At 49.5% G+C, this 21,570-nt stretch carries 22 protein-coding genes and 1 CRISPR repeat array; of the genes, 10 read left to right on the forward strand and 12 right to left on the reverse strand.

All coding sequences use genetic code 11. The features are described 5' to 3' along the window. Positions 1-45: 45 nt before the first annotated feature. Positions 46-372 carry a hypothetical protein gene (locus tag ACMYR3_RS02945; protein WP_424194357.1) on the reverse strand — a complete coding sequence of 109 codons (327 nt, stop codon included), beginning with the start codon at positions 370-372 and terminating at the stop codon, positions 46-48. 564 nt (positions 373-936) lie between these two features. Here ACMYR3_RS02945 and ACMYR3_RS02950 point away from each other — a divergent pair. The 4 genes from ACMYR3_RS02950 (at position 937) to ACMYR3_RS02965 (ending at position 2,757) form a co-directional block, all read left to right on the forward strand. Beyond that, positions 937-1,377, forward strand: coding sequence for a cupin domain-containing protein (locus ACMYR3_RS02950; RefSeq protein ID WP_424194359.1), 441 nt, complete (start codon positions 937-939; stop codon positions 1,375-1,377). A gap of 148 nt (positions 1,378-1,525) precedes the next feature. Further along, positions 1,526-1,780, forward strand: a complete 255-nt coding sequence (locus ACMYR3_RS02955; protein WP_424194361.1) for a type II toxin-antitoxin system Phd/YefM family antitoxin — start codon at positions 1,526-1,528, stop codon at positions 1,778-1,780. Beyond that, positions 1,777-2,190: a type II toxin-antitoxin system VapC family toxin gene (locus ACMYR3_RS02960; RefSeq protein WP_424196338.1), complete on the forward strand. Its 414-nt coding sequence runs from the start codon at positions 1,777-1,779 to the stop codon at positions 2,188-2,190. Before ACMYR3_RS02955 ends, ACMYR3_RS02960 begins: the two co-directional genes overlap by 4 nt. A gap of 129 nt (positions 2,191-2,319) precedes the next feature. Further along, positions 2,320-2,757 carry a hypothetical protein gene (locus tag ACMYR3_RS02965; protein WP_424194363.1) on the forward strand — a complete coding sequence of 146 codons (438 nt, stop codon included), beginning with the start codon at positions 2,320-2,322 and terminating at the stop codon, positions 2,755-2,757. Between the two features lie 189 nt (positions 2,758-2,946). Next, positions 2,947-4,301: a CRISPR direct-repeat array (repeat unit 36 nt; unit sequence GTTCCGGTCAGAGCGCATATCCCGATAAGCTAAACT). Between the two features lie 72 nt (positions 4,302-4,373). On the opposite strand, the gene cas2 is transcribed toward ACMYR3_RS02965, so the two are convergent. From cas2 to recG, 4 genes are all read right to left on the reverse strand, one after another. Beyond that, entirely contained in the window at positions 4,374-4,679 is a 306-nt protein-coding gene (cas2, locus tag ACMYR3_RS02970; RefSeq protein WP_424194365.1) for a CRISPR-associated endonuclease Cas2, read from the reverse strand. Positions 4,680-4,701: 22 nt separating this feature from the next. Further along, a complete protein-coding gene (cas1, locus tag ACMYR3_RS02975) occupies positions 4,702-5,637 on the reverse strand; it encodes a type II CRISPR-associated endonuclease Cas1 (protein WP_424194367.1) in 936 nt (311 codons plus the stop codon). A gap of 5 nt (positions 5,638-5,642) precedes the next feature. Next, on the reverse strand, positions 5,643-8,825 hold the full coding sequence (gene cas9, locus ACMYR3_RS02980) for a type II CRISPR RNA-guided endonuclease Cas9 (protein ID WP_424194369.1): 3,183 nt from the start codon (positions 8,823-8,825) through the stop codon (positions 5,643-5,645). Positions 8,826-9,264: 439 nt separating this feature from the next. Beyond that, positions 9,265-11,544, reverse strand: coding sequence for an ATP-dependent DNA helicase RecG (recG, locus tag ACMYR3_RS02985; protein ID WP_424194371.1), 2,280 nt, complete (start codon positions 11,542-11,544; stop codon positions 9,265-9,267). A 37-nt stretch (positions 11,545-11,581) separates the two neighbouring features. On the opposite strand from recG, the gene queA reads away from it, so the two are divergent. Together queA and ACMYR3_RS02995 are read left to right on the forward strand one after the other, a co-directional pair. Continuing rightward, on the forward strand, positions 11,582-12,667 hold the full coding sequence (gene queA / locus ACMYR3_RS02990) for a tRNA preQ1(34) S-adenosylmethionine ribosyltransferase-isomerase QueA (protein WP_424194373.1): 1,086 nt from the start codon (positions 11,582-11,584) through the stop codon (positions 12,665-12,667). Positions 12,668-12,787: 120 nt separating this feature from the next. Then, positions 12,788-13,612, forward strand: a complete 825-nt coding sequence (locus ACMYR3_RS02995; protein WP_424194375.1) for a thioredoxin fold domain-containing protein — start codon at positions 12,788-12,790, stop codon at positions 13,610-13,612. A 122-nt stretch (positions 13,613-13,734) separates the two neighbouring features. On the opposite strand, the gene ACMYR3_RS03000 is transcribed toward ACMYR3_RS02995, so the two are convergent. From ACMYR3_RS03000 to ACMYR3_RS03030, 7 genes are all read right to left on the reverse strand, one after another. Continuing rightward, entirely contained in the window at positions 13,735-13,911 is a 177-nt protein-coding gene (locus ACMYR3_RS03000) for an entericidin A/B family lipoprotein (RefSeq protein WP_424194377.1), read from the reverse strand. Positions 13,912-14,268: 357 nt separating this feature from the next. Further along, complete coding sequence (locus ACMYR3_RS03005; RefSeq protein ID WP_424194379.1) at positions 14,269-14,715, reverse strand: SRPBCC family protein; 447 nt, start codon at positions 14,713-14,715, stop codon at positions 14,269-14,271. A 67-nt stretch (positions 14,716-14,782) separates the two neighbouring features. Next, positions 14,783-15,196: a hypothetical protein gene (locus ACMYR3_RS03010; RefSeq protein ID WP_424194380.1), complete on the reverse strand. Its 414-nt coding sequence runs from the start codon at positions 15,194-15,196 to the stop codon at positions 14,783-14,785. A 76-nt stretch (positions 15,197-15,272) separates the two neighbouring features. Next, the gene (locus ACMYR3_RS03015; protein WP_424194382.1) at positions 15,273-15,800 is read right to left on the reverse strand and encodes a YgjV family protein; all 528 of its coding nucleotides are present in this window, start codon (positions 15,798-15,800) and stop codon (positions 15,273-15,275) included. Positions 15,801-15,911: 111 nt separating this feature from the next. After that, the gene (locus ACMYR3_RS03020) at positions 15,912-16,082 is read right to left on the reverse strand and encodes a hypothetical protein (protein WP_424194384.1); all 171 of its coding nucleotides are present in this window, start codon (positions 16,080-16,082) and stop codon (positions 15,912-15,914) included. 88 nt (positions 16,083-16,170) lie between these two features. Continuing rightward, positions 16,171-16,692, reverse strand: coding sequence for a GNAT family N-acetyltransferase (locus tag ACMYR3_RS03025; protein WP_424194386.1), 522 nt, complete (start codon positions 16,690-16,692; stop codon positions 16,171-16,173). An 89-nt stretch (positions 16,693-16,781) separates the two neighbouring features. Further along, a complete protein-coding gene (locus ACMYR3_RS03030; RefSeq protein WP_424194387.1) occupies positions 16,782-17,114 on the reverse strand; it encodes a hypothetical protein in 333 nt (110 codons plus the stop codon). A 459-nt stretch (positions 17,115-17,573) separates the two neighbouring features. Here ACMYR3_RS03030 and tgt point away from each other — a divergent pair, with 459 nt between their 5' ends. The 4 genes from tgt (at position 17,574) to ACMYR3_RS03050 (ending at position 21,531) form a co-directional block, all read left to right on the forward strand. Beyond that, positions 17,574-18,713, forward strand: a complete 1,140-nt coding sequence (tgt, locus tag ACMYR3_RS03035; RefSeq protein ID WP_424194389.1) for a tRNA guanosine(34) transglycosylase Tgt — start codon at positions 17,574-17,576, stop codon at positions 18,711-18,713. Between the two features lie 319 nt (positions 18,714-19,032). Further along, positions 19,033-19,371: a preprotein translocase subunit YajC gene (gene yajC / locus ACMYR3_RS03040; protein ID WP_424196340.1), complete on the forward strand. Its 339-nt coding sequence runs from the start codon at positions 19,033-19,035 to the stop codon at positions 19,369-19,371. Positions 19,372-19,477: 106 nt separating this feature from the next. Next, on the forward strand, positions 19,478-21,337 hold the full coding sequence (secD, locus tag ACMYR3_RS03045) for a protein translocase subunit SecD (RefSeq protein ID WP_424194391.1): 1,860 nt from the start codon (positions 19,478-19,480) through the stop codon (positions 21,335-21,337). A 26-nt stretch (positions 21,338-21,363) separates the two neighbouring features. Then, the gene (locus ACMYR3_RS03050) at positions 21,364-21,531 is read left to right on the forward strand and encodes a GxxExxY protein (RefSeq protein WP_424194393.1); all 168 of its coding nucleotides are present in this window, start codon (positions 21,364-21,366) and stop codon (positions 21,529-21,531) included. The last annotated feature ends 39 nt before the right edge of the window (positions 21,532-21,570 follow it).

Raw genomic sequence — 21,570 nt, forward strand, 5'->3', positions numbered from 1 at the left:
ACCAGCACTTGCCATCTTGCCTGATACATCAGCCTGGTGCTGGTTTCAACGAGGTGTGAACTCGGCTCGGGAATGCACTGCCTCGCCAATGATCCACACCCGATCTATCTGCCCCAGATTGTCAACGGTATAGCGGGCACGCACTTCGCCTTGCAAACTGGCAGGGGTGATCGACAAACGATTGGGCGCATAAATGCGTGCAGCTGGAGAGAGTCGCATCTCATTGCCATTGACCAGCACAACCGGTGCCACCACGACCGAAAAATTAACAGTTTGCGCTGCTTCGGGAATCACGTTCACGCCTTGCGCAGACGCCAAGTCCGCAGACAAACTCAGCGCGCACAGCAACAGCAGTTGGCAAATTTTTTTCATGACTTGGTTGATATCCTGGTGATTTTGATTGTTAAGGCCAGTAAACGGGCCCGTTGTTAAAGCCAATAAGCCGACCAATTGTTAAAGCACATTGAGACGATCTTTTTCCGGCAAATCAAAATAAAGCGCCGCCATTTTATTGCTGACCGAAATCGCCTGTGATCACAGCAAACGTCACTATTTTAAGGTAAGCGCAGCAAATTGCCGAACAAGGCTTATTTAATGGGAGTATAGGCTTATTCTGCTTGCTCAAGTGCGTATTTATTATTGATATTTTTATACATATAGGGAGTATATTGATGGGGCGAGCATCTGCTGCCTGCAGCCGAGACTGGATCGTCAAATTTGTTCCAACACGTGGCTCGTTTTCAAGAATGGGGTGCAAAGCGTCAAGTCAGGCTGAGAGAATTATTGGTAACTTTAAAAAAAGTTATTGACGGGTTACGTTATGCAAAGTAACCTTATATTTGACTTTAATAAAGTTACTTTTTTGTGCTGCATCTTATCCGCAGCCGTTCTCTTCAAGTCATCACTTGATTTTGCCAACCTTAACAGGAGCCTGACATGCAACAGCCTTTTAAACATTTGATCCAAGCTGCGTTCATTGCAGCCACACTATTCACCGGCACGGCTGCCTTGGCTGCTGAAACCTCCATCAGCGTACCCGTCACCGAACTCAAGTTTTTTGACACTGGCGTTGGCCCACTCAAAGCCGCTGTTGGTTTTGGTGATCTGACCAAAGGCGCGCACAGCACCTACGTCAAACTGCCCGCCGGCTTTGTCAGTCCCTTGCATACACACACCGAAGATTATTACGGTGTGGTCATCACTGGCGTAGTAGCCAACGAGGTTGACGCACAAGCCAAAGACCGCCCATTGCCACCGGGCTCTTACTGGTTTCAAAAAGGCAAGATCAATCACGTCACCAAATGCATTTCATCCAATGAGTGCGTGGTCTTCATTACCCAACCCGGCAAGTTTGATTATGTGAATGCGCAAAAGTAATCTGAGCACTTATGTCAATATTAGGATAAAGGTTGGCATGGCTTAAAAATATTGAATAATTAATTTTTTAATTGGATTGCGATGGGCGCTTGTGATCGACACAAAAAATGTAGTAACATTGCTACATATTTTTTGTGCAGGTGACATCATGCCCAACACAACCATCTCAAGTCGAGATTTCAATCAAAATACCAGTGGTGCTAAAAAAGCCACAAAAAAAGGCCCGGTCTTCATTACCGACCGTGGCCAACCTGCGCATGTCTTACTCAGTTTTGAGGATTATCAAAAGCTGTCCGCCAGTACCACCAATATTGTCGACATGCTTGCCATGCCTGAACTCAAAGACATTCCTTTTGAGCCAGCCAAGGCTGGCAAGCTATTTAAAGCGGCGGATTTGTCCTGATGTATCTGCTTGATACCAGCGTCGTTTCAGAGCTGCGAAATTCTCGCAAGGCCGATAAAAAAGTCAAAGCCTGGGCGACGTCAGTTGCGCCAAACAGCTTATATCTTTCGGTCATTACCATTCTTGAACTCGAAATGGGTATCTTGCAGATTGAGCGACGCGATAACAAGCAAGGTGCCTTATTGCGAGCCTGGTTAGAAAGTAGAGTTTTGCCCGCATTTGATCATCGAATTTTGCCAGTGGATACTGTGGTGGCGCTTTGTTGTGCCAAGTTGCATGTTCCCAACCCCCATTCAGAACGTGACGCCCTGATTGCAGCAACAGGCTTGGTTCATGGGCTGACAGTGGTGACGAGGAATGTGGTTGATTTTAAGAGTTCGGGCGTGAGGTTGTTGAATCCGTGGGGGTGAGAATCGCGTAAGCGGATAAGGTAACTTAGAAATGAAAATGACCACGCTTGCCCGTGGCCATCACCCCACAGCGCGTTTGGGTGCACTGGCAAGCTGCAATTACGACTGTGTGAGTGAAGAAATCATATCATGCTTGTTTTCGTGCATATAATTAAATTTAGTCAAAGTGCATATTCTGATAAACCAAACCCTTCACGACGATCCGACAGTTTAATTTCTGAATACAACCAAGAATTCCCACACGACGACTTGCCACGGGTATGCAGAAAATTTGACCAGTCGATTGACTTGGTTGCTGTGTTTTATAATGTTCTTCCACAGTCAGGACGGGAGATCAGCATGAGATTACCACCAGTATTTTCAGTATGGGCAGACAAATGGGGCATGAAGCTATTCATTGCATCCGTCTCCGAAAACCTCAACAGCATTGACATGCTCCGCTACTCAGAAAAAGACGACACTTCAGCAATGGCTGAACACATTCCACTTGCAGACTGGCAGGCCATCGTTGATAGGTACTCACTGAACCTAGTTGGCATCGAAGCACCTAACCGCGCAAAGCTCTGACAGCCCGACTAGTCAGCTCCGGCAACTGATCAGTTGCTGCCAATAACTGTTCACGTACCTTGTTGAGCAGGTCAGCCAATGACATGCGAGCGTGTTGTTTATCGATTTCAGCAATCTCGCAGAGCGACCCTTTGATACCAATAGGCAGCGATTGTCACAATTCGACGAGCACCAGTTGAGAAGCTTCTTGTTCCGGTCAGAGCGCATATCCCGATAAGCTAAACTGACAGGCATCGACTGGTGGTGCCAACCAGGGTTCCGGTCAGAGCGCATATCCCGAGAAGCTAAACTTACTTTTGCGCCTTTAAACAAGAATGCACTGTTCCGGTCAGAGCGCATATCCCGATAAGCTAAACTCTCCCCTTTTTTTTGGAGTTCATCATGTCTGTTCCGGTCAGAGCGCATATCCCGATAAGCTAAACTGCTCTATTATTGTTATAGATGAGTGTCAGAGTTCCGGTCAGAGCGCATATCCCGATAAGCTAAACTAAAGCCTGCCAATGTTGGCGATGTTGCACCGTTCCGGTCAGAGCGCATATCCCGATAAGCTAAACTACAATCAGCCGCTCGACAATCATCCTATAGTTCCGGTCAGAGCGCATATCCCGATAAGCTAAACTATTCCGCGTGTTTTGCGTGAGTTTGGGTGAGTTCCGGTCAGAGCGCATATCCCGATAAGCTAAACTAGCAAACATACAAAGGGATTTCAAGCTGCAGTTCCGGTCAGAGCGCATATCCCGATAAGCTAAACTGCGGTTGCTAATTGGCGGGCGTTTGCTTCTGTTCCGGTCAGAGCGCATATCCCGATAAGCTAAACTCCGCCAACCCTGCCAGTTCGGTGGCCTGGTGTTCCGGTCAGAGCGCATATCCCGATAAGCTAAACTAAATTTAAATATTATGTCCAAAATTTATGTGTTCCGGTCAGAGCGCATATCCCGATAAGCTAAACTTTTGTTGCCCGGCGTCAACTCTGTAACCGAGTTCCGGTCAGAGCGCATATCCCGATAAGCTAAACTAACACAAGGCTTGTTCCCAATCCAAACAGAGTTCCGGTCAGAGCGCATATCCCGATAAGCTAAACTGCCAGGCCGGTGATCACCGGCGCCGCGGCAGTTCCGGTCAGAGCGCATATCCCGATAAGCTAAACTATGGCGTGCTAGTGTCAATAATATCAGTCAGTTCCGGTCAGAGCGCATATCCCGATAAGCTAAACTAGTTACTAAGTTGACTGGCCCGCGCTTGCTGTTCCGGTCAGAGCGCATATCCCGATAAGCTAAACTGGAATCCGTCTACTTCAAAATTGCTCGTTGGTTCCGGTCAGAGCGCATATCCCGATAAGCTAAACTGTTGCCTGGCAGATCCAGCACCTCAACAATGTTCCGGTCAGAGCGCATATCCCGATAAGCTAAACTTGCCAGTCAGATAAATGACATGCTGCTGCAGTTCCGGTCAGAGCGCATATCCCGATAAGCTAAACTAGTTCCAAGCGCATTAACTAGCGCCACACTGTTCCGGTCAGAGCGCATATCCCGATAAGCTAAACTCGCTGTGAGATAACCCCTTGAGAAATCAAGGGGTTTTTCATTTTTGGCTTTGTAAAAAATCCCCGATTTTGATCAAAATAAATCAAATTGATCAGGGTTTTTATTGGCAGGTAGTTTGGCTTTGCCATGAAAAGAGATGATTTTCTCGTACTGTTTGTCGGTAAAAAACAGGATATTGACTTTGCCACCTTCTGGCAAGGCCTGTTCGATTCTTTTGGTATAAGTCTCACTTTGAGCAGTGCTTGTGCAAAAGCGCATGTAGACAGAAAACTGTGTCATTTCAAAGCCCATATCCAGTAATGAATTGCGAAACTCAGTGGCGGCTTTGCGTTCCTTTTTTTCAATGACGGGTAAGTCAAACATGACGGTGATCCACATGAGGCGATATCCTGAAAGCACGTCACTCGTCCTTTTCTCCAAGCTGTGCCGCGAGTGAGATCGGCAAGCTGGGCATGGGAAGATCCAGTGTTTCTTTCTCATTTAAATACACCTGTGCTAATGAGGTAGCCAGTTTTTGTATGCAGACCATCACCGGTGTGGCGCCTGCATTGCTGAGCATGTCATCGTACAAGGTGCGCACCAAAGCCCGCTTGCTATCAGGGCTGACGCTGTCATCGCCATTTTGAGCCAATTGCCAGACACGAATATCAATCACTGGTCTGAATGGTTCCATCAGATCATCAATCAGGCGCATGGCATTGCCTTCATTGCTATGATGTAGCCCTAGCGTTGGGTGCAAACCCGCTGCCACCGTTGCGCGTGCAGTGGCTGCACGTAATACGGTATAGCCATAGTTGAGCATGCCATTGAGGCCGCTACCATTTTGGTCACGTCGGAAGTCCGTACCGAAAAGGCTTTGCCAGTAACGGCGTGCACCTTGTGCCTCAAAATTATCAGGGTCGCCAGAGCGAACCTTTTTGACTAAAGATTCAAGCGGAATTGGATTGGCACCAGCAGCTTCCAGTGCTGCGGCCTGTTGTTGCAGCTTAGATTTGACGATTTCAGCCCACAGGCGTTTGTGGGTGGGTTTACTGGCCGCAATTTGTGCATCAAAACGCTTGGCCTGTTGATAATTACCTTCAATCGGCAACAGCATGCCGATGGCATTGTGATTGTTGCCACATAAAACAAATGGCGCACAACGTTCTGCCAATGCCACCAGCAGATTATTGGTATACGTCATGCCATGCGCATTGGCAATGACAGCAGCAATATCATCCAATGGAATCTGGCCTAGTTCTTTACGGTCGCCATCACTTTGTGCCACGACCATAAACCCTCGTGACACAAAGAGATAACGCTTGTCGTCAGCCACTTCAACGATGCGGCCAATCATGATGCTTAGCCTGAAAAGCCTGGGTCGCGGAGTTCACCGATGGGGGAGATGGTGACTCGGCGGGCTTTGGTTTTTTGAAGTGAGCCTGGGTACTTGGTGATATATGCGAAAGGACTTTCCTTGTCGCGATTTCGAGTATCTACATTGGACTCTTGATGTTCTGCAAAAGACATTTGCCCACTTCGTGGAATGACGCAAACTCGCATAGTTTTTATCTTTCCATCTATTTCCATTTTTACTAAATCATCAATCAGCAAACGCATGACGAGTGGTTTATCTTGCAGGCTCAATGTCGGATGACGCAGTCTTGCTAATCCAGCTTCTTCCCCTAATTGCTTGATGATTTGATAAGCCTGAAAAGTTGAAACCACTTCGCCTTCCCATTTTCCCGAGTCAGACTTAGTAATTTCAATGCAGTAGTTGCTATTGCCCAGGTAACCTTTATAAGCTTTTGGGTCACCGTTTTCTTGTTTGCCATGACGGTGAGTAGCTTTGGCACTGCTAAAGGGAATAACCGATAATTTTTCCAATACCTTGACGCGCCGGTGCCGGAAATTTTGTGTGATCAGTGACAGTTTCTCCTTAAACTCTTTACCTGATAGACCTTGCGTGGCTTCAACCAGCCAGGCCTGTAAAACCGGGTTGGCAAATTCCGCTTTTTCAATATCACTACCACTATTAAAACTATTCAATGGAATACGGTGAATCACTTTGCCGTTAGGTTTGAGGCCATAGGTTGTGTCGTTATGTAAACCGCCTTGATAACCGTGGTCAGGTTTAAAGCTCACGATAATATGGTTGAGGGCGGCGGCCACTTGATCGCGGTAGCTTTCCCAGGGAAATGGCATGTTCTTTACCAGACGATTTAAATGCGTTTCACGTGCTTGCGCACTCGCGCTAGCAAAGCGTTGTAATAAACCTTGATCCGTTACTGCTATGACGGCGGCATCAATAGCATGGTGGCGGTGATCATTGCGATTTTTTTCTTCGGTACCAGAGAGCAGGGCATTCAAGCCAAACTTACCTCGCAACATCGCAGTTAATCGTCCAGGTATGACACGCACTTTGTTATGCGGACAGATCATGGATAAGTATTCTTTGGCAATGCGCGAAAGATAGGCGGTATCTGTTAATGCCCGTGCAAGAAAATCTTTATCTTCTTTCAGCCAGCGCTCATAGCCATCTACGGCAAAGCGTTTGGCTTTTTCCTTGGGCATGAGTTTGGCACGCTCAAGCATATCTTCATATTTATAGCCATCGGGTGAGTGTCCAAAGGCTTCATAAGGTGTTTGATTGCCCTTATCTCGATTAGCTCGCCGCAAACTGACTGTTTTGTTATTTAAACTGTCATCAAGTGTCTTAGAGAAAGGCAAAATGTGTTCGATCTCAACTGCATCGGAATACAGCATCTCGATGCTGATTTGTTCTCCGGTATAAGGGCAGCGACGATTGGCGGGATCATTGGGATTGAGCTCCATCCAAAGGCGCATCTTTTGTATATCAAGCCCATTGGGTTCACTGTGGATGAGTGATTTGATTTTCTGACGAAAGTCATCATTCTGTTTTTGCCGTTCAGCTTGATCTTTGCGAATGTTGTCTTTTTTATCTTTGCTGTTTTTTAAATCACGTGCCACTTCGACTATGATTTCAGATGGTGAGCCATAGCGTTCTATGAGTCGATTGACGACCTTGCGTAATTCATTCAAGCCAATGTGCACCGTTGGATTGGCAATCTTGCCAAAGCGCTCTTCATCGTTACGTGGATTGTCTTTGGCAAAGCCAACATGCCGTTGCAAGACTTCACCGTAATAGGGCAGCGCAGTCATGATCTCCCCAGTGGTTTGGCTAAGTGATAAAACACTATGATGATCAAACCCCGCATTCAACACCGCCTTGTCATACGTGATCACCGCTTTAGCCAGTTCGGGTACGATGCGCTCAGCAGCAAGGCGTGAGAGGTTGCCATAGCCTTCAGGCAGGTTGGCATTGGCAATTTTTTCGGCAGTGAGCTCATCCACATGGGTGTGCGTCATTAGCCATTCAATCAAGGTCGATTCATTTTGCTCATTGACCAACTTCATCACAATGTCATCTTGCATGACAGCGCTAAATTCAAACCAGGTTTTACCAAAATGTTCTGGCTTGCTTAGCATGACGGTGGTGGCATTGCCTTTTAACTTGTCGCGCTTGGCATCTTCAATATTGAATTTGGCAATCCCACCCAAGCCGAGGGCTTTTTTGATAGCTGTAAAGGTGACATCGTTTTTAGTTTCAAGTAGTGCAAAGAGGGTATTGCGTTGATCAAGCGTTAACGCGTTATCAGTCAAGTCGGTGGCAAGTAATCGCAAGTGATTGAGCTCTTGCAAAATTCGAAAGCGCTGGATCGATGGCAAGGCCAGCGGTGCCCGCATCTCATCGGGTAATAAAGTGCAGCGGCCTGGTTTGACTGGCCGTAATGGCCTTTGATGCAAGAGAATGTCGCGCAGTTCGTCACGCTTTTCATTGGTGAATATACTTGGCTGCAATTCAGCTTGCTTGGCCCAGAGAGTGTCAAATTCGGCTGCAATCATGGCTCGGTCAATATAAAAATCATAAACTGCTTTTGACCCAGCACCGCGTAAACGAGCCCGCACGCTTTGTGGCGCTGGGCGACCATTTTCATCACAATGAGTATGACGATTTGCCAGCCATTCACCGACAGTGCGGGCGCCCTCCGATTGCAATTGTTCGGCAACGCGCTTAATGGCGCTTTTTAATGCGCCACTGTCCGATGCGCCTTTATCTGTTTTGCGATTACTCTTAAAGCCGCGCCGCTGATTAATATGAAACAAGGCCCGTGCAAACTCGTTCGGTGTGAGCTTTTCATCCAGCCCTTTTTTACGCAACAAGTAGGGATTGAGATTTTCAAGTTCTCGCCTTGCAGTCATATCCTCTGGGAAGAAGTCCAGCTTGACCAGTGCCTCCATCAAACGGTTTTTTCGTTTGAGCAAACGGTCGCGTCGTCGCCGCATGGCGCGTGCATTACGGCGGGTCACTGCCAATGAAGAGCCGTCTTTGGGATTGCGACCATCTGGAAAAATGCGCACCCCCATTTTGATGAGCGCAACGGGCTCATCTTGAGGATTAAGTCGTAGTAGACACCAGCCAATGGAAGTCGTGCCAATGTCTAAGCCTAAGCGATAACGCATTTTCATAGCTTTGCCTATATTCAAAATATAATATTGAAACAATATACACCAATTATAGTGGGTGTTGGATTTAGATGGAGATTAATTTGTTATTGCGAGATAATTACTTTGTTAGAGAGAGGATTTAGATATTCCGGTCAGAGCGTATATCTCGATTAACTTTTATTTGACTAAGTATTGAAACGTAATTACTATTGCGTTGTTAGTTTTTCGGGATATGCGCTCTTTCCGCTAACAAGCTGAAAGATGCACCAAATGCAGGGGCCGGTACATCCGGCCCCTTTCTATTTCTGCGCAACCGACGCACAAGCAGTTACCCAATAAATAATTCAAAACATTCTAATACTGTTTTTATACCAGATTTGATGGAGTATAGGCTTATTTATGGATGCTTAAGTGCATAAATAGGGCATCTTTTGAAATACCCATATGGGGTATATCAAACCTTCAAAAACTCCTCACGTGCGCCGATCCATCTTTCGAGGTGGGCTTCGACGATGTCGGGGTGATGTTCGAGCAGGGTGTCGGCGGTTTGGCGGGCGATGTCGATGAGGTCGAGATCGGTGTTGAGGTCGGCAAAGCGCAGCATGGCGAGGCCGGATTGACGGGCGCCAAGAAATTCGCCGGGGCCACGGATATCGAGGTCGCGACGGGCAATTTCAAAGCCGTCGGTGGTGTCGTACATGGTGCGCAGGCGTTGTTTGGCGGTGGGTGAGAGCGGGTTCTGGTAGAGCAGCACGCAGACCGATTCCGCCGCGCCACGGCCTACGCGGCCACGCAGCTGGTGCAGTTGGGCGAGGCCAAAGCGTTCGGCATGTTCAATCACCATGAGCGAGGCATTGGGCACGTCGACGCCCACTTCAATCACGGTGGTGGCGACTAAGACCTGAATCTGGTTTTGGCTGAAGGCCAGCATGGTGGCGGCTTTTTCATCGGTCTTGAGCTTGCCATGCACCAGGCCAATCTGTATATCGGTCAGCTCGGTGGTCAAGGATTCAAAGGTTTCCACCGCGGTCTTTAACTGCAGGGCCTCGGACTCTTCAATCAATGGGCAAACCCAATATACCTGTCGACCTTGCGCCACGGCATCACGCACGCGGGCAATCACTTCATGCCGACGCGCCTGGGTGACCAGCTTGGTAAGCACCGGGGTGCGGCCGGGTGGCAGTTCATCCAGTGTGGAGACGTTGAGGTCGGCGTAATAGGTCATCGCCAGGGTGCGTGGAATGGGCGTGGCACTCATCATCAGTTGATGGGGCAGGAAGGTCGGTGTCTGGCTGATGGTGCTTGGGCTGGCGCCCTTGTTACGCAGGGCCAAGCGCTGCGCCACGCCAAAGCGATGTTGTTCATCCACAATCGCCAGGCCCAATTCCGCAAAGGTGACGCTGTCTTGAATGACCGCATGTGTGCCAATCACCAAATGCGCCACGCCGGTTTCAATGGCTGCCAATGCGGCGCGTTTGTCTTTGGCTTTGAGGCTGCTGGTCAACCAGGCGATCTGCACACCCAGTGGTGCCAGCCAGCCCTGCAATTTTTTATAGTGTTGTTCCGCCAAAATTTCTGTCGGTGCCATCAGCGCGGCCTGATAGCCGTGGCTCATGGCCAGGCAGGCAGCGAGCGCGGCGACAATGGTTTTGCCGCTGCCGACGTCACCTTGCAAGAGCCGTTGCATGGGAAAGGGCGCGGCCATGTCTTGCGCAATTTCTTGCCAGACGCGTTGCTGTGCATTGGTCAGCGTAAAGGGCAGGGTGGCTTCAAAGCGCTCAATCAGGCTGATGTTGTGACGCCTTGTCGCCGCTGTTGGTGGGGCTGACTTGCTTTCATGTCTACCCTCACCCCAACCCTCTGCCGGAGGGCGAGGGAGTGATGGTATTGTGCCGTTTGCTGATGCCGGATGCGCCATGCTGGGCGCACGTTTGCTGCGCCGGTTTAATTGCGCCCGTTTGAGGGAGAGTTGCTGCGCCAGCAGTTCTTCAAACTTGATGCGCGCCCAGGCCGGATGGCTGCGTTCCATCAGCGCACTGGCATTCATTTCAATACCGGGGTGATGCAGGACGGTGATGGCTTCCTGCAGATTCCAGGCACGCAGGGTGCCGGGCAAGCTGCGCAGTACGCGCTCAGGCAAAATTTCGGGCAAGAGGCGCTGCACTGCAATCCGTTCCAGTGCACCAGCAATGGCCTTGCGTAAATAGGCTTGCGAAATCCCTGCCGAGGCGTGATAAACCGGTGTGAGCGTGGTCGGCAGAGGCTCTTCACCCTTGATGACCTTATAGGCCGGGTGCACCATTTCAATCCCAAAAAAGCCATCACGTGGCTCGCCGCGTGCACGCACGACATTGCCAATGGCCAGTTGCTGCACCTGGCTGCCATAAAAATTGAGAAAGCGCAGCACCAGCTCGCCGGTGTCATCACGCAGTCGCACAATCAACTGGCGGCGCGGCCGATAGGCCACTTCGTTATCACTTACCGTGGCCTGAATTTGCAGGGTGTCACCACTGCCTACCGCGGCTTGCAGCTCGACAATATCAACGATGGTGGTTTCGTCCTCATAGCGCATCGGCAGGTGCAGGGCGAGGTCGATATCGCGCAGCAAGCCCAACACGGCCAATTTGTTTTTGGGTGTGGCGGGCGCTTTGGTCACTTTTGCGCCCTTGGTGCTCGCCGATTCATTGGACGATGCAGCGGCTTGGCGGGTAGTTTTTGCGGTGGCTTTGGGCACGAGCTATTAGAATGGCGCGATTGATGGTGCGATTGTCATGAACCCGATTTTAAACAGCCCTGTGCCTAACTTAGCAAATACTTTGTCCAAGACTTATACCCTCGACGATTTTGACTTTACCTTGCCGCCCGAGCTGATCGCGCAAGATGCCTTGCCCGACCGTGCGGCCAGCCGCCTGCTGCTGGTGCAGCCCGATGGTTTGGTGGATGCGCAATTTACCGCCGTACTCGATCAACTCAATGCCGGTGATGTGCTGGTGTTTAACGACACCAAAGTGCTCAAGGCGCGCTTGTTTGGCGTCAAGCCATCGGGTGGCAAGGTTGAGGTACTGATTGAACGCGTGCTCAATGAGCGTCGTGTGTTGGCCATGCTCAAGGCCAGCCATAAGCCCGCCGCGGGCAGCAGCTTGCGCTTGGCCGATGCGTTTGATGTCACCGTGGCAGGCCGTGAAGGAGAGTTTTTTGTGCTCGACTTTCCGGCCAATACTTATGAATTGCTCGAAGCACATGGCCGCTTGCCACTGCCACCTTATATTACGCACATTCCCACGGCAGAAGACGAGCAGCGTTATCAAACCGTCTATGCTCAACACCCTGGCGCAGTGGCAGCACCGACGGCTGGCCTGCATTTCACTCCGGCGCTGCTGGATGCTGCCAAGGCCAAGGGCGTGCACTTATGCGGGCTGACATTGCATGTGGGCGCGGGCACGTTTCAGCCGGTGCGTGCACAAAACCTGGCCGAGCATCATATGCATAGCGAGTGGTATGACATTCCTGCCGCGACGGTGGCTGCGATTGCTCAGGCCAAGGTGGCGGGCCGGCAAGTGGTGGCGGTTGGTACCACCAGCCTGCGTGCGCTGGAAGCGGCCTCACAAGATGGCACACTCAAGGCAGGTGCGGCGGAGACCAGCATTTTCATTACGCCGGGTTATCGCTTTCATACGGTCGACAGGTTGATCACCAATTTTCATCTGCCCAAGTCCACCCTGTTAATGCTGGTGTCGGCCTTTGCCGGTTATGACACCATGCGTGCGGTGTATGCCCATGCCATTGCCGAGCGTTATCGCTTTTTTAGTTATGGCGATGCCATGCTGTTGAGTTGTGCCAGCAAGGCCAATTGTTAACTGCATATGCCACCATGTTTGACGATGTGGTCGCCATACCGCTCTACAATAGCTTGGTTAATTTTATTTAATAAAGCCAAGCAAGCAAAGAAATTGAAAAATTCAACAATAGGAAATGCGATGAGGATCAACCAACCACTGGCAATGCTTTTGCAAACTGCGCAATCTACACTGCAACAATCATGGCGCAAGGCCTGCTTGGGTGCTGGCCTGCTCTTGGCTGCGCAACTGGTGCAGGCTGACGTGGCCAGTGTCAACGCCAAGCTGCAAGATAGTCCGCTCAAAGGGATTTATACGGGTTCGGTGGTCAAAGAGACCGTGATCAAAGGGATTTATTCGATTGGTGACGAGCGTGGTAAATACGCTTCCGATTACATCAATGATGACTTCACGCTCTATCGTGATGCGCGTGGCTGGCGTAAGGGCATCAAGTCGGCCGATGCAGTATTGCTGCCTGCTGAACAGGCCACCTTGTTAAAAACACTGTATCAATCGATTGATTTGTCGCAGGCCATTCAGTACAAATATGGCAAGGGTGAACGTCAGCTCGTGTTGATCAGCGCGGTGGATTGCGGTTATTGCAAAGCCTTGCAGGCCAACCTTAAAAAAGCGCCTGCTGCACTCAACGCCATCATCTACATCTATCCAATGGCCTTGCATTACGATGTCGCCAGCCAGGCCAAACTGGTTAAAACCGTCTGGTGTCAGCCTAACGCAGCACAGGCGTTTGATGAAACCATGACCGACCCAGCGGCTCGCAGTAAATGGCTGCAAGCCAGCCCACCCGCCGACTGCAAAAACAAGTCAGAAGCCGATACGCGTGTCTTGGCCGAATTGTTTAAACTCAAAGGCACACCCAGCATCATTTTGCCCAATGGTGAGCTGGCCGTGGGTGCCGAAACCGCCGAAGAAATCATGGCGCTGCTGGACAAACAGGTCAAGTAAGTCTAGAAATTAGTTCGCAAGTACACATTGTAAAATATTCAAAATTCAAATCAGCCAGACAAGCGACAGATTCATTGGACAGATTCGTTGCCAAATGCCTGGCTAGGTTTGACTTGAAAGCATTACATTTTCTTCTGAGTTTCGCTTGCCTTGTCCTGAATCACTTCACCACCACGCTCCACATCTTTACCTGCACCCTTGATGGTGTTGCAGCCGCTCAGGCCAATCAAAAAACCACTCAAAATCAATAATGGGGTAACCCGTTTAGCTAATTGTTGCAGGGATTTTTTATCGTTCATTGAAATTCTCCATAATGGGGGACAACCTGCCTGGCCGTCGATATAACGGTTTGTCTGACAGACAAACAGCGCATGACTTATTCTAGGGAGATGGTTTTGTAGGACAAGGTAAGCAGTCCGGTAAGCGTGTGGGACAGGGCTGACAGGGTTTTGTCTTAAGAGTGTTGATAGTTGCGCAGCTGGGTACGGCTTGATAGATACTGGTATGGTGTATTTTTTTATGATCAATAAATACGCACTTGGCAGTGTAATTATTGCAAGTACTCTATAAGAGTATAGGTGAAGCATGCAAGAAATGGCATTGATCTGCTATTGCATTGACGCCAAATCTGCACCGCTATCCTGCTTGATTTAGCTTCACTCCAAAATCTCCGGCTCAACCAGATGCGCCAATTGAGCGAGCGATTCCTGCCAGCCCAGATAGCACATCTCGGTGGGTATCATGGCAGGTATGCCTTCTTGCACCACGGTGATTTCAGTGCCGCACAACACGGGCTTCAAGGTGACCGTGGTTTGCATTTGGCCGGGCATATTCGGGTCGTCAAACTTGTCGGTATAGACAATCTTTTCAGCTGGCACCAGCTCAAGATATTCTCCACCAAAGGCGTGGCCATTACCTGTTGTAAAGTTGGTGAACGACATCTTGAAAGTCCCACCCACCTTGGCATCCAGATGATGCACCTTGCAGGTAAAACCATAAGGCGGCAACCACTTGGCCATGGCGTCTGCATCTAAAAAAGCCTTATAAATGCGCTCCGGTTTGGTACGCAGCACGCGGTGTAGGTGAACGGTTCCGGTTGTCATGGTGGTGCTCCTAAAGGTAGGGGTAGCGTTGAATTAGAATCGCACTGACTCAATCATAGCGCAGTATTCACTCACTCGTCGCAGCCACAAAAGCCTCGATTTCCTGTTCGGTATAACCCAGCAGACGGCCCATCAGACGGTTGATGATTTCGTTATGGCCAATATCTCGATGGGTACAACTGACTTCAAGAATCATTCGCATCGCTGGCATGCGCCAGGCTTCTTCGGGTAGGGCGTATAGCACTGTTCTGACCAGCAAATTGCGTTCAAGCTTCGGGTCATAGGTCAGCGTTTCATCGTACGAAGCCTCTACCAGTCTGCCAGAATCGACTAACGGTGCAAACTGTGCTCGGTGTGCTACATATAAATCCTGTTCATAATCCATTGAAAAAATAAACCATGCCAATGGCTTGGTGCCAGCACACAGCAGCTCAAGCTCGCGGCCGGTGTGGTTGATTTGGGTGAGATCGGGGCGGAACATTGGTTAAACAGAAAATAGGCGAAGTGCTTGTAATTGTATTTGACAGACATCTGGGTACAATTTTATCTGGTCAGAGCTACCTGTTTTGTTTGGCACGATACACCCGCCATAGCATCATGGCACTGACACAAAATGCCAGTGTGTTTGAAACCAGACCGGGGATGGAGCCAACGATCAGATTATGCGCTACCCAGGCAAATATAGCGGTGATGAGCAGCGCCCGTTGATGCAATTGATTGAGCTGAAAATTGGCAATGCAAACAATGGCTAGTGCCAAAGATGAAAATATCGATTGTGGCCCTTGCCACGAGATAGCGCAAACCATTGGCGTGAGCAATAACGAGCCAAGATAAATCGTCTTGAAGCGAGGATTATGTCCAAGTGGAATCGCCAAGGTTGCTTGCAAACCCGCTACCAGCATGATTAAAGCGCCGGTATGAGCGGCAATCAGCTCAAAATGAATCAGCATCAGAAGGCAGGCAATAGCCTGGAAGCCAAGGAGTGCAGCACGTTGGTGCATAAGTGGCCAAGTGAGGTTGGCTATAACGCCTGCAAAGCCAAACAGGCTGGCAAGTGAAGGTAGTGATGTTTGTGCTGATGTCATTGATTTATTGAAAATTAATTTTTAATTTGTCCCAATATGCAATCCCTTGTCATCATCCGCACCTGTTCTGCGGGCGCCTTGAGTACTGATTCAAGATTGCTCTTGGCAACGTCACGAAAGTTTTTTCAACAGCAGGGTTGAGCGCTTTTTGTAATGACTTTGCGCTACCGCCATATAGATGCTTAGCATCGCAGGTTGTTCGTGCAAGCAACGTTTATCGGCGATAGCAAGTTTTTTGTAGCCAGCGTTTTGCCCCAGCATGTCGCGCAATTGTGTGACCATGCGCTGAAAGTGCGGGTCGGGCAAGGGCAGGGGGAATTGACTTCGATCAAATATGAGGAGACATTGATTAAGTCAATTTTCCCTTGCTTCAATTTATGTTGTCCCCATTGTGACTGACAGTATAAAAAAGATAGTCATTGAATTTTCCCGAGATTTCCTTGGGGGCGCAGTGTGAGAACCTGGCACCGATTTTTTCGAGTGCCATTTTGGAACGAATGTTGGTTGGGTCGACGTGGAACCAAACAATCTTGACACTCTGCAAGGCATGGTCAATCATCAACTTCTTCATTTCACCGTTGGTGGTGGCGCCCCAATAAGCGCGGCTTAAGAATGTAAATCCGATGGCGACTTCTTCATTGACTTTGTCCCAATCGTAATAGCGTGATGAACCAATTGTTTGTCCAGTGTCGAGATCAGTGACGACCAACGCACCTTTTGAATGGATCGCTTGCAAAAACCATTTTTCAAAGACCGGCTTTTGATACCGATTGGGACTTGGGTGCTTAGCCCAGATCAATGGGGCGGAGGCAACAGCGTGTAATGAATCAAAATCATCTTCTGCAAGCGGGCATAATAAGACTGTTGTTCCTTGCAGTGTTGGCTGAAGCATAGTTGTATTCGATTCGTGACCCGCTTTTTAAATCAATGAGCAGTGTGGTTTTGCGCAGGTGTGACAGACTCATGGGATCGTCATAGATGCTACTCCTCACTTTTTAATTTCAATACTTTTTCAATTGTTGAATGTTCAAAAGAACATTTATAGTCAGATGTTATTTCCAGTAGATCTTTATTTACTTGATTGAGTAGTGGGCGCAGTTCTTCATTAATGACTCTGGCATGGCCATGCCAATGTTGATTTTTTTGCGCTTTAAGTGATTCAATTATTTCACTGTGAAAACTTATTCTGTCTTTTAGTAATGTAGAAATATGCACTAGCGTATTGATTTTTCCATTACGAACGGTTTCTTTTCGCTGAAGGTTGAGCTGCCATACTGCAACGATGAATGCAGCGATTCCAATTCCAATTTCCAATCTTTATACTCCTGTACGGTTGGGTAATTTAGTCATACAAACATGACACATTTCAATCCATCTAATTTGGACGATGTGGGCAATTTGCATTATAACAATGTGAGCCATGAATTTTTGCTTTCATCAACCCTGAGTTGACGCCTGAGTCGATTCATCCATTTCTACTAAGCCCGCCGCTTTTCAACCCCAGCCCACTCCTCACCCAATCTCCTGATTAATCAAATACCCCCAGTCTGTATTTAAAATAAATCAATAAAACAGCACTTAAGCGGTCAAATATAATTGGTACACCCCGTTAGTATGCCGACTTCGCTCTATTTTTGATCTTTTCAAGGCAACCTTCGCTATGCCTTTGGTGAGTGAATTTGGGGTGCTGTGTGCTACCATCCGCGGCTTTGGTTGACGGTGTTGATGGCTGTTTTTTGACAGCTGGGCATCGCTCTTGGCGGCTATATTTCTATGCAATTTTCTCTCTTCAAAACCGACTCTTCTGGCCAGACCAATGCGCGGCGTGGTGCGCTGACGCTCACGCATGGCGTGGTGCAAACGCCGGTGTTCATGCCGGTGGGCACCTATGGCAGCGTGAAGGCGATGTCGCCGCTGGAGCTGGACGAGATTGGTGCGCAGATCATTTTGGGTAATACCTTTCATCTGTGGTTGCGCCCTGGGCTGGAGACGATGAATGTATTTGGTGGCCTGCATCGTTTTATGGGTTGGGACAAGCCAATCCTGACGGATTCGGGCGGCTTTCAGGTGTTTTCGCTGGGCGAGATGCGCAAGATAAGCGAAGAGGGCGTGCGTTTTTCTTCGCCCATCAATGGTGACAAGCTGTTTTTAACCCCAGAAATTTCGATGCAGATTCAGCGCACGCTCAATTCCGACATCGTGATGATATTTGATGAATGCACGCCTTACGAAATTCAGGGGCGACCAGCGACCGAGATGGAAGCGGCCGAGTCGATGCGATTGTCATTGCGCTGGGCCAGGCGCTCGCGCAGCGAGTTTGATGCGGGCGAAAATCCTAACGCGCTGTTTGGTATTGTGCAAGGTGGCATGTACGAGCGCCTGCGCGATGAATCCCTGGCCGAGCTGGAAGAGATTGGTTTTCATGGTTATGCGATTGGTGGTTTGTCAGTAGGTGAGCCCAAGGAAGACATGCTGCGCATTTTGGCGCACACCACGCCGCGCCTGCCTGCCAATAAGCCGCATTATCTGATGGGGGTGGGCACCCCCGAAGATTTGGTGGCTGGTGTGAGTGCCGGCATTGATATGTTTGATTGCGTGATGCCAACCCGCAATGCGCGCAATGGCTGGCTGTTTACGCGTTTTGGCGACATTAAAATCAGAAACGCCAAACATAAAAATGATTTGCGGCCGCTCGATGAAACGTGCAGTTGCTATGCCTGCCGCAATTTTTCGCGCGGCTATCTGCATCATTTACAGCGCACCAATGAAATTTTGGGCGCGCGTTTAAATACCATACATAACCTGCATTACTACCAGGTGCTGATGCGCGAGATGCGCGAGGCGCTTGATGTCGATCGTTTTCCGGCTTTTGTAAAGCAGTTTCACGACGATCGGGCGCGCGGCACCGATTAGCGCGGTGCGCTGCTTGCAGCGGCGGGTGGGGCGCCGCACTCAACGGGCTCAGGCAATTGCTTGCGGCAATTGCCGTCAATTTGACACCTTGCGGTGTTAAACTCTTGGGCTAACCTGAAAAAGCCGTCAATAAATGTGCTTTCATGGCTGACCAGCGTGGGTTTGCGCATTGGTGCAAGGTTTTTGCGACCTGATTTACAACCTTGTTTGCAACCTTAATTGCAACATTGATTGCAACCATTTGCCAATGTGCCAACCCAAGTCTGGTGATTGATGAATCACGGCGGATTATTTTTTAGCCCAACCTGATCTGGAGTCCATTTTGTTTATATCTTCTGCTTATGCTCAAGCCGCACCAGCGGCTGCACCAGCCGGTGTTGAGTCAAACCTGTTGAGCTTTTTGCCGATCGTCCTGATGTTTGTGGTGATGTACTTCTTGATGATTCGTCCCCAGATGAAACGTCAAAAAGAACAAAAAGCCATGATTGATGCCATCGCCAAAGGCGACGAAGTGATTGTGGCCGGTGGCGTACTGGGTAAAGTGACCAAGGTCGGTGAAGCCTATATTTCACTGGAAATTGCCGAAGGCACCGAAATCAACGTGCAAAAAGCTGCCGTGACTACCTTGCTGCCCAAGGGCACCATCAAGTCCATCTGATCCGCATGAAACGCACCAGCCGCTCGCCAAAGTATTGCGCTTTAGGTGTGCGGCTCGTGCAAATTGCTAGCGGCCATTCTGTTCCCACTTCTTTTTAGTACAAGCCATGAATCGTTATCCGATCTGGAAATATGTCCTGATGACTCTCGCCCTGGCGATTGGGCTCATCTACACCCTGCCTAACTTTTTGGGCGTGTCACCGTCGGTGCAAGTCTCCAGCGCCAAGACCTTGATCAAGCTCGACAGCACCACGCTCGGTCGGGTGGAAGGTGCGCTGAAAGCCAATGAGCTGACCAATGAAGGCGTCTTTTTTGATGCGGCCAACGCCAATCCCTCCATCAAGATTCGTCTGAAAGACAATGAAACCCAGCTCAAGGTGCGCGATGCCCTGCAAAAAGAACTCAATCCCGATCAGGCTGATCCATCGTATGTGATTGCGCTCAATCTGTTGTCGGCCTCGCCACAATGGCTGACCTCACTCAATGCCCTGCCGATGTATCTGGGCCTTGATTTGCGTGGCGGTGTGCATTTTTTGATGCAAGTTGACATGAAGGCTGCCATCACCAAACGCGTAGAAGCACTCACTGGTGATGTTCGTACCCAATTGCGCGACAAGAATATTCGTCATGCCGGTATTGAGCGTACTGGCAACACCATTACCGTGCGCTTTAAAGAAGACGACGTACGCCAAAAAGCCAAGGCCTTGATTGTGGAAAACCTGCCCGAACTGGACTTGCTGGAAAGCACCAGTGGCAGTGACCTGACCTTGCTGGCCAATATCAAACCCGATGCACTCAAGAAGGTGCAGGAATATGCGCTCAAGCAAAACATCACCACCCTGCATAACCGGATCAATGAACTCGGTGTTTCCGAGCCGGTGATTCAACAGCAAGGTGCCGAGCGTGTTGTGGTGCAATTGCCAGGTGTGCAGGATCCCACCAAGGCCAAAGAAATTCTGGGCCGCACGGCGACGCTGGAAGTACGTCTGGTGGATGACTCTGTCGAAGCGCAAAGTGCCCTGGCCAGCGGCACCGTGCCCTTTGGCGACGAGCGTTTTGTGGAGCGTGGCGGCTTGCCCCTGTTTGTAAAAAAACAGGTCGTGCTGACCGGTGACAACCTGACCGATGCGCAACCCGGCTTTGATCAAAACCATCAGCCCGCCGTGCATTTGACGCTGGACGCCAAAGGCTCGCGCATCTTTAAAGATGTGACCCGCGAAAACATCAAAAAACGCATGGCCATTTTGCTGATTGAAAAAGGCAAGGGCGAAGTGCTGACCGCGCCGGTGATTCAGGATGAAATCGGCGGTGGCCGCGTACAGATTACTGGCCGCATGACACCGCAAGAAGCAGCGGATACCGCTTTGCTACTGCGCGCTGGCTCCTTGGCTGCCCCAATGGAAATCATTGAAGAACGCACTATTGGCCCAAGCTTGGGTGCCGACAACATCAAAAAGGGTTTCAATTCACTGGCCTATGGTTTTGCTGCGATTTCCGTCTTCATGATTTTTTACTACATGCTGTTTGGTACTTTCTCGGTGATTTCACTGGCAGTCAACCTGTTGCTCCTGATTGCCGTGTTATCCATGTTGCAGGCCACACTGACCTTGCCAGGGATTGCCGCGATTGCGCTGACACTGGGTATGGCGATTGACTCCAACGTACTCATCAACGAACGCGTGCGTGAAGAGCTGCGCAATGGCGTGGCGCCACAGACCGCCATCAATACTGGCTTTGAGCGTGCCTGGGCCACCATTCTTGATTCCAACATTACCACCCTGATTGCGGGTCTGGCCCTGCTGGCCTATGGCTCTGGCCCGGTACGTGGTTTTGCCGTGGTGCATTGCCTGGGTATTTTGACGTCCATGTTCTCTGCCGTGTTCTTCTCACGTGGTCTGGTCAACCTCTGGTATGGCAGCAAGAAAAAACTGCAGTCTGTATCAATTGGCCAGGTGTGGAAGGGTTGATTGTTTAACCACAAAGAACATTAAGCATGCTCGACTCAAACATTGAGGGGATTGCCAAAGCGGTTGAATCACTTTTGCCAGTACATCAGGCTCAGGTGATTTCTTATTTAAAAGCGAGTGGTAGTCGATTGGGATTGCTACTTAACTTTAATCAAAAAACATTGAAAGAAGGTATTAAGAGAATGATCCTTTGAGGTCTTTGTGCTCTTGGTGCCTTTGTGGTGAAAAGGATT

The organism is Ampullimonas aquatilis (assembly GCF_049675895.1).
Classification (GTDB): domain Bacteria; phylum Pseudomonadota; class Gammaproteobacteria; order Burkholderiales; family Burkholderiaceae_D; genus Ampullimonas; species Ampullimonas aquatilis.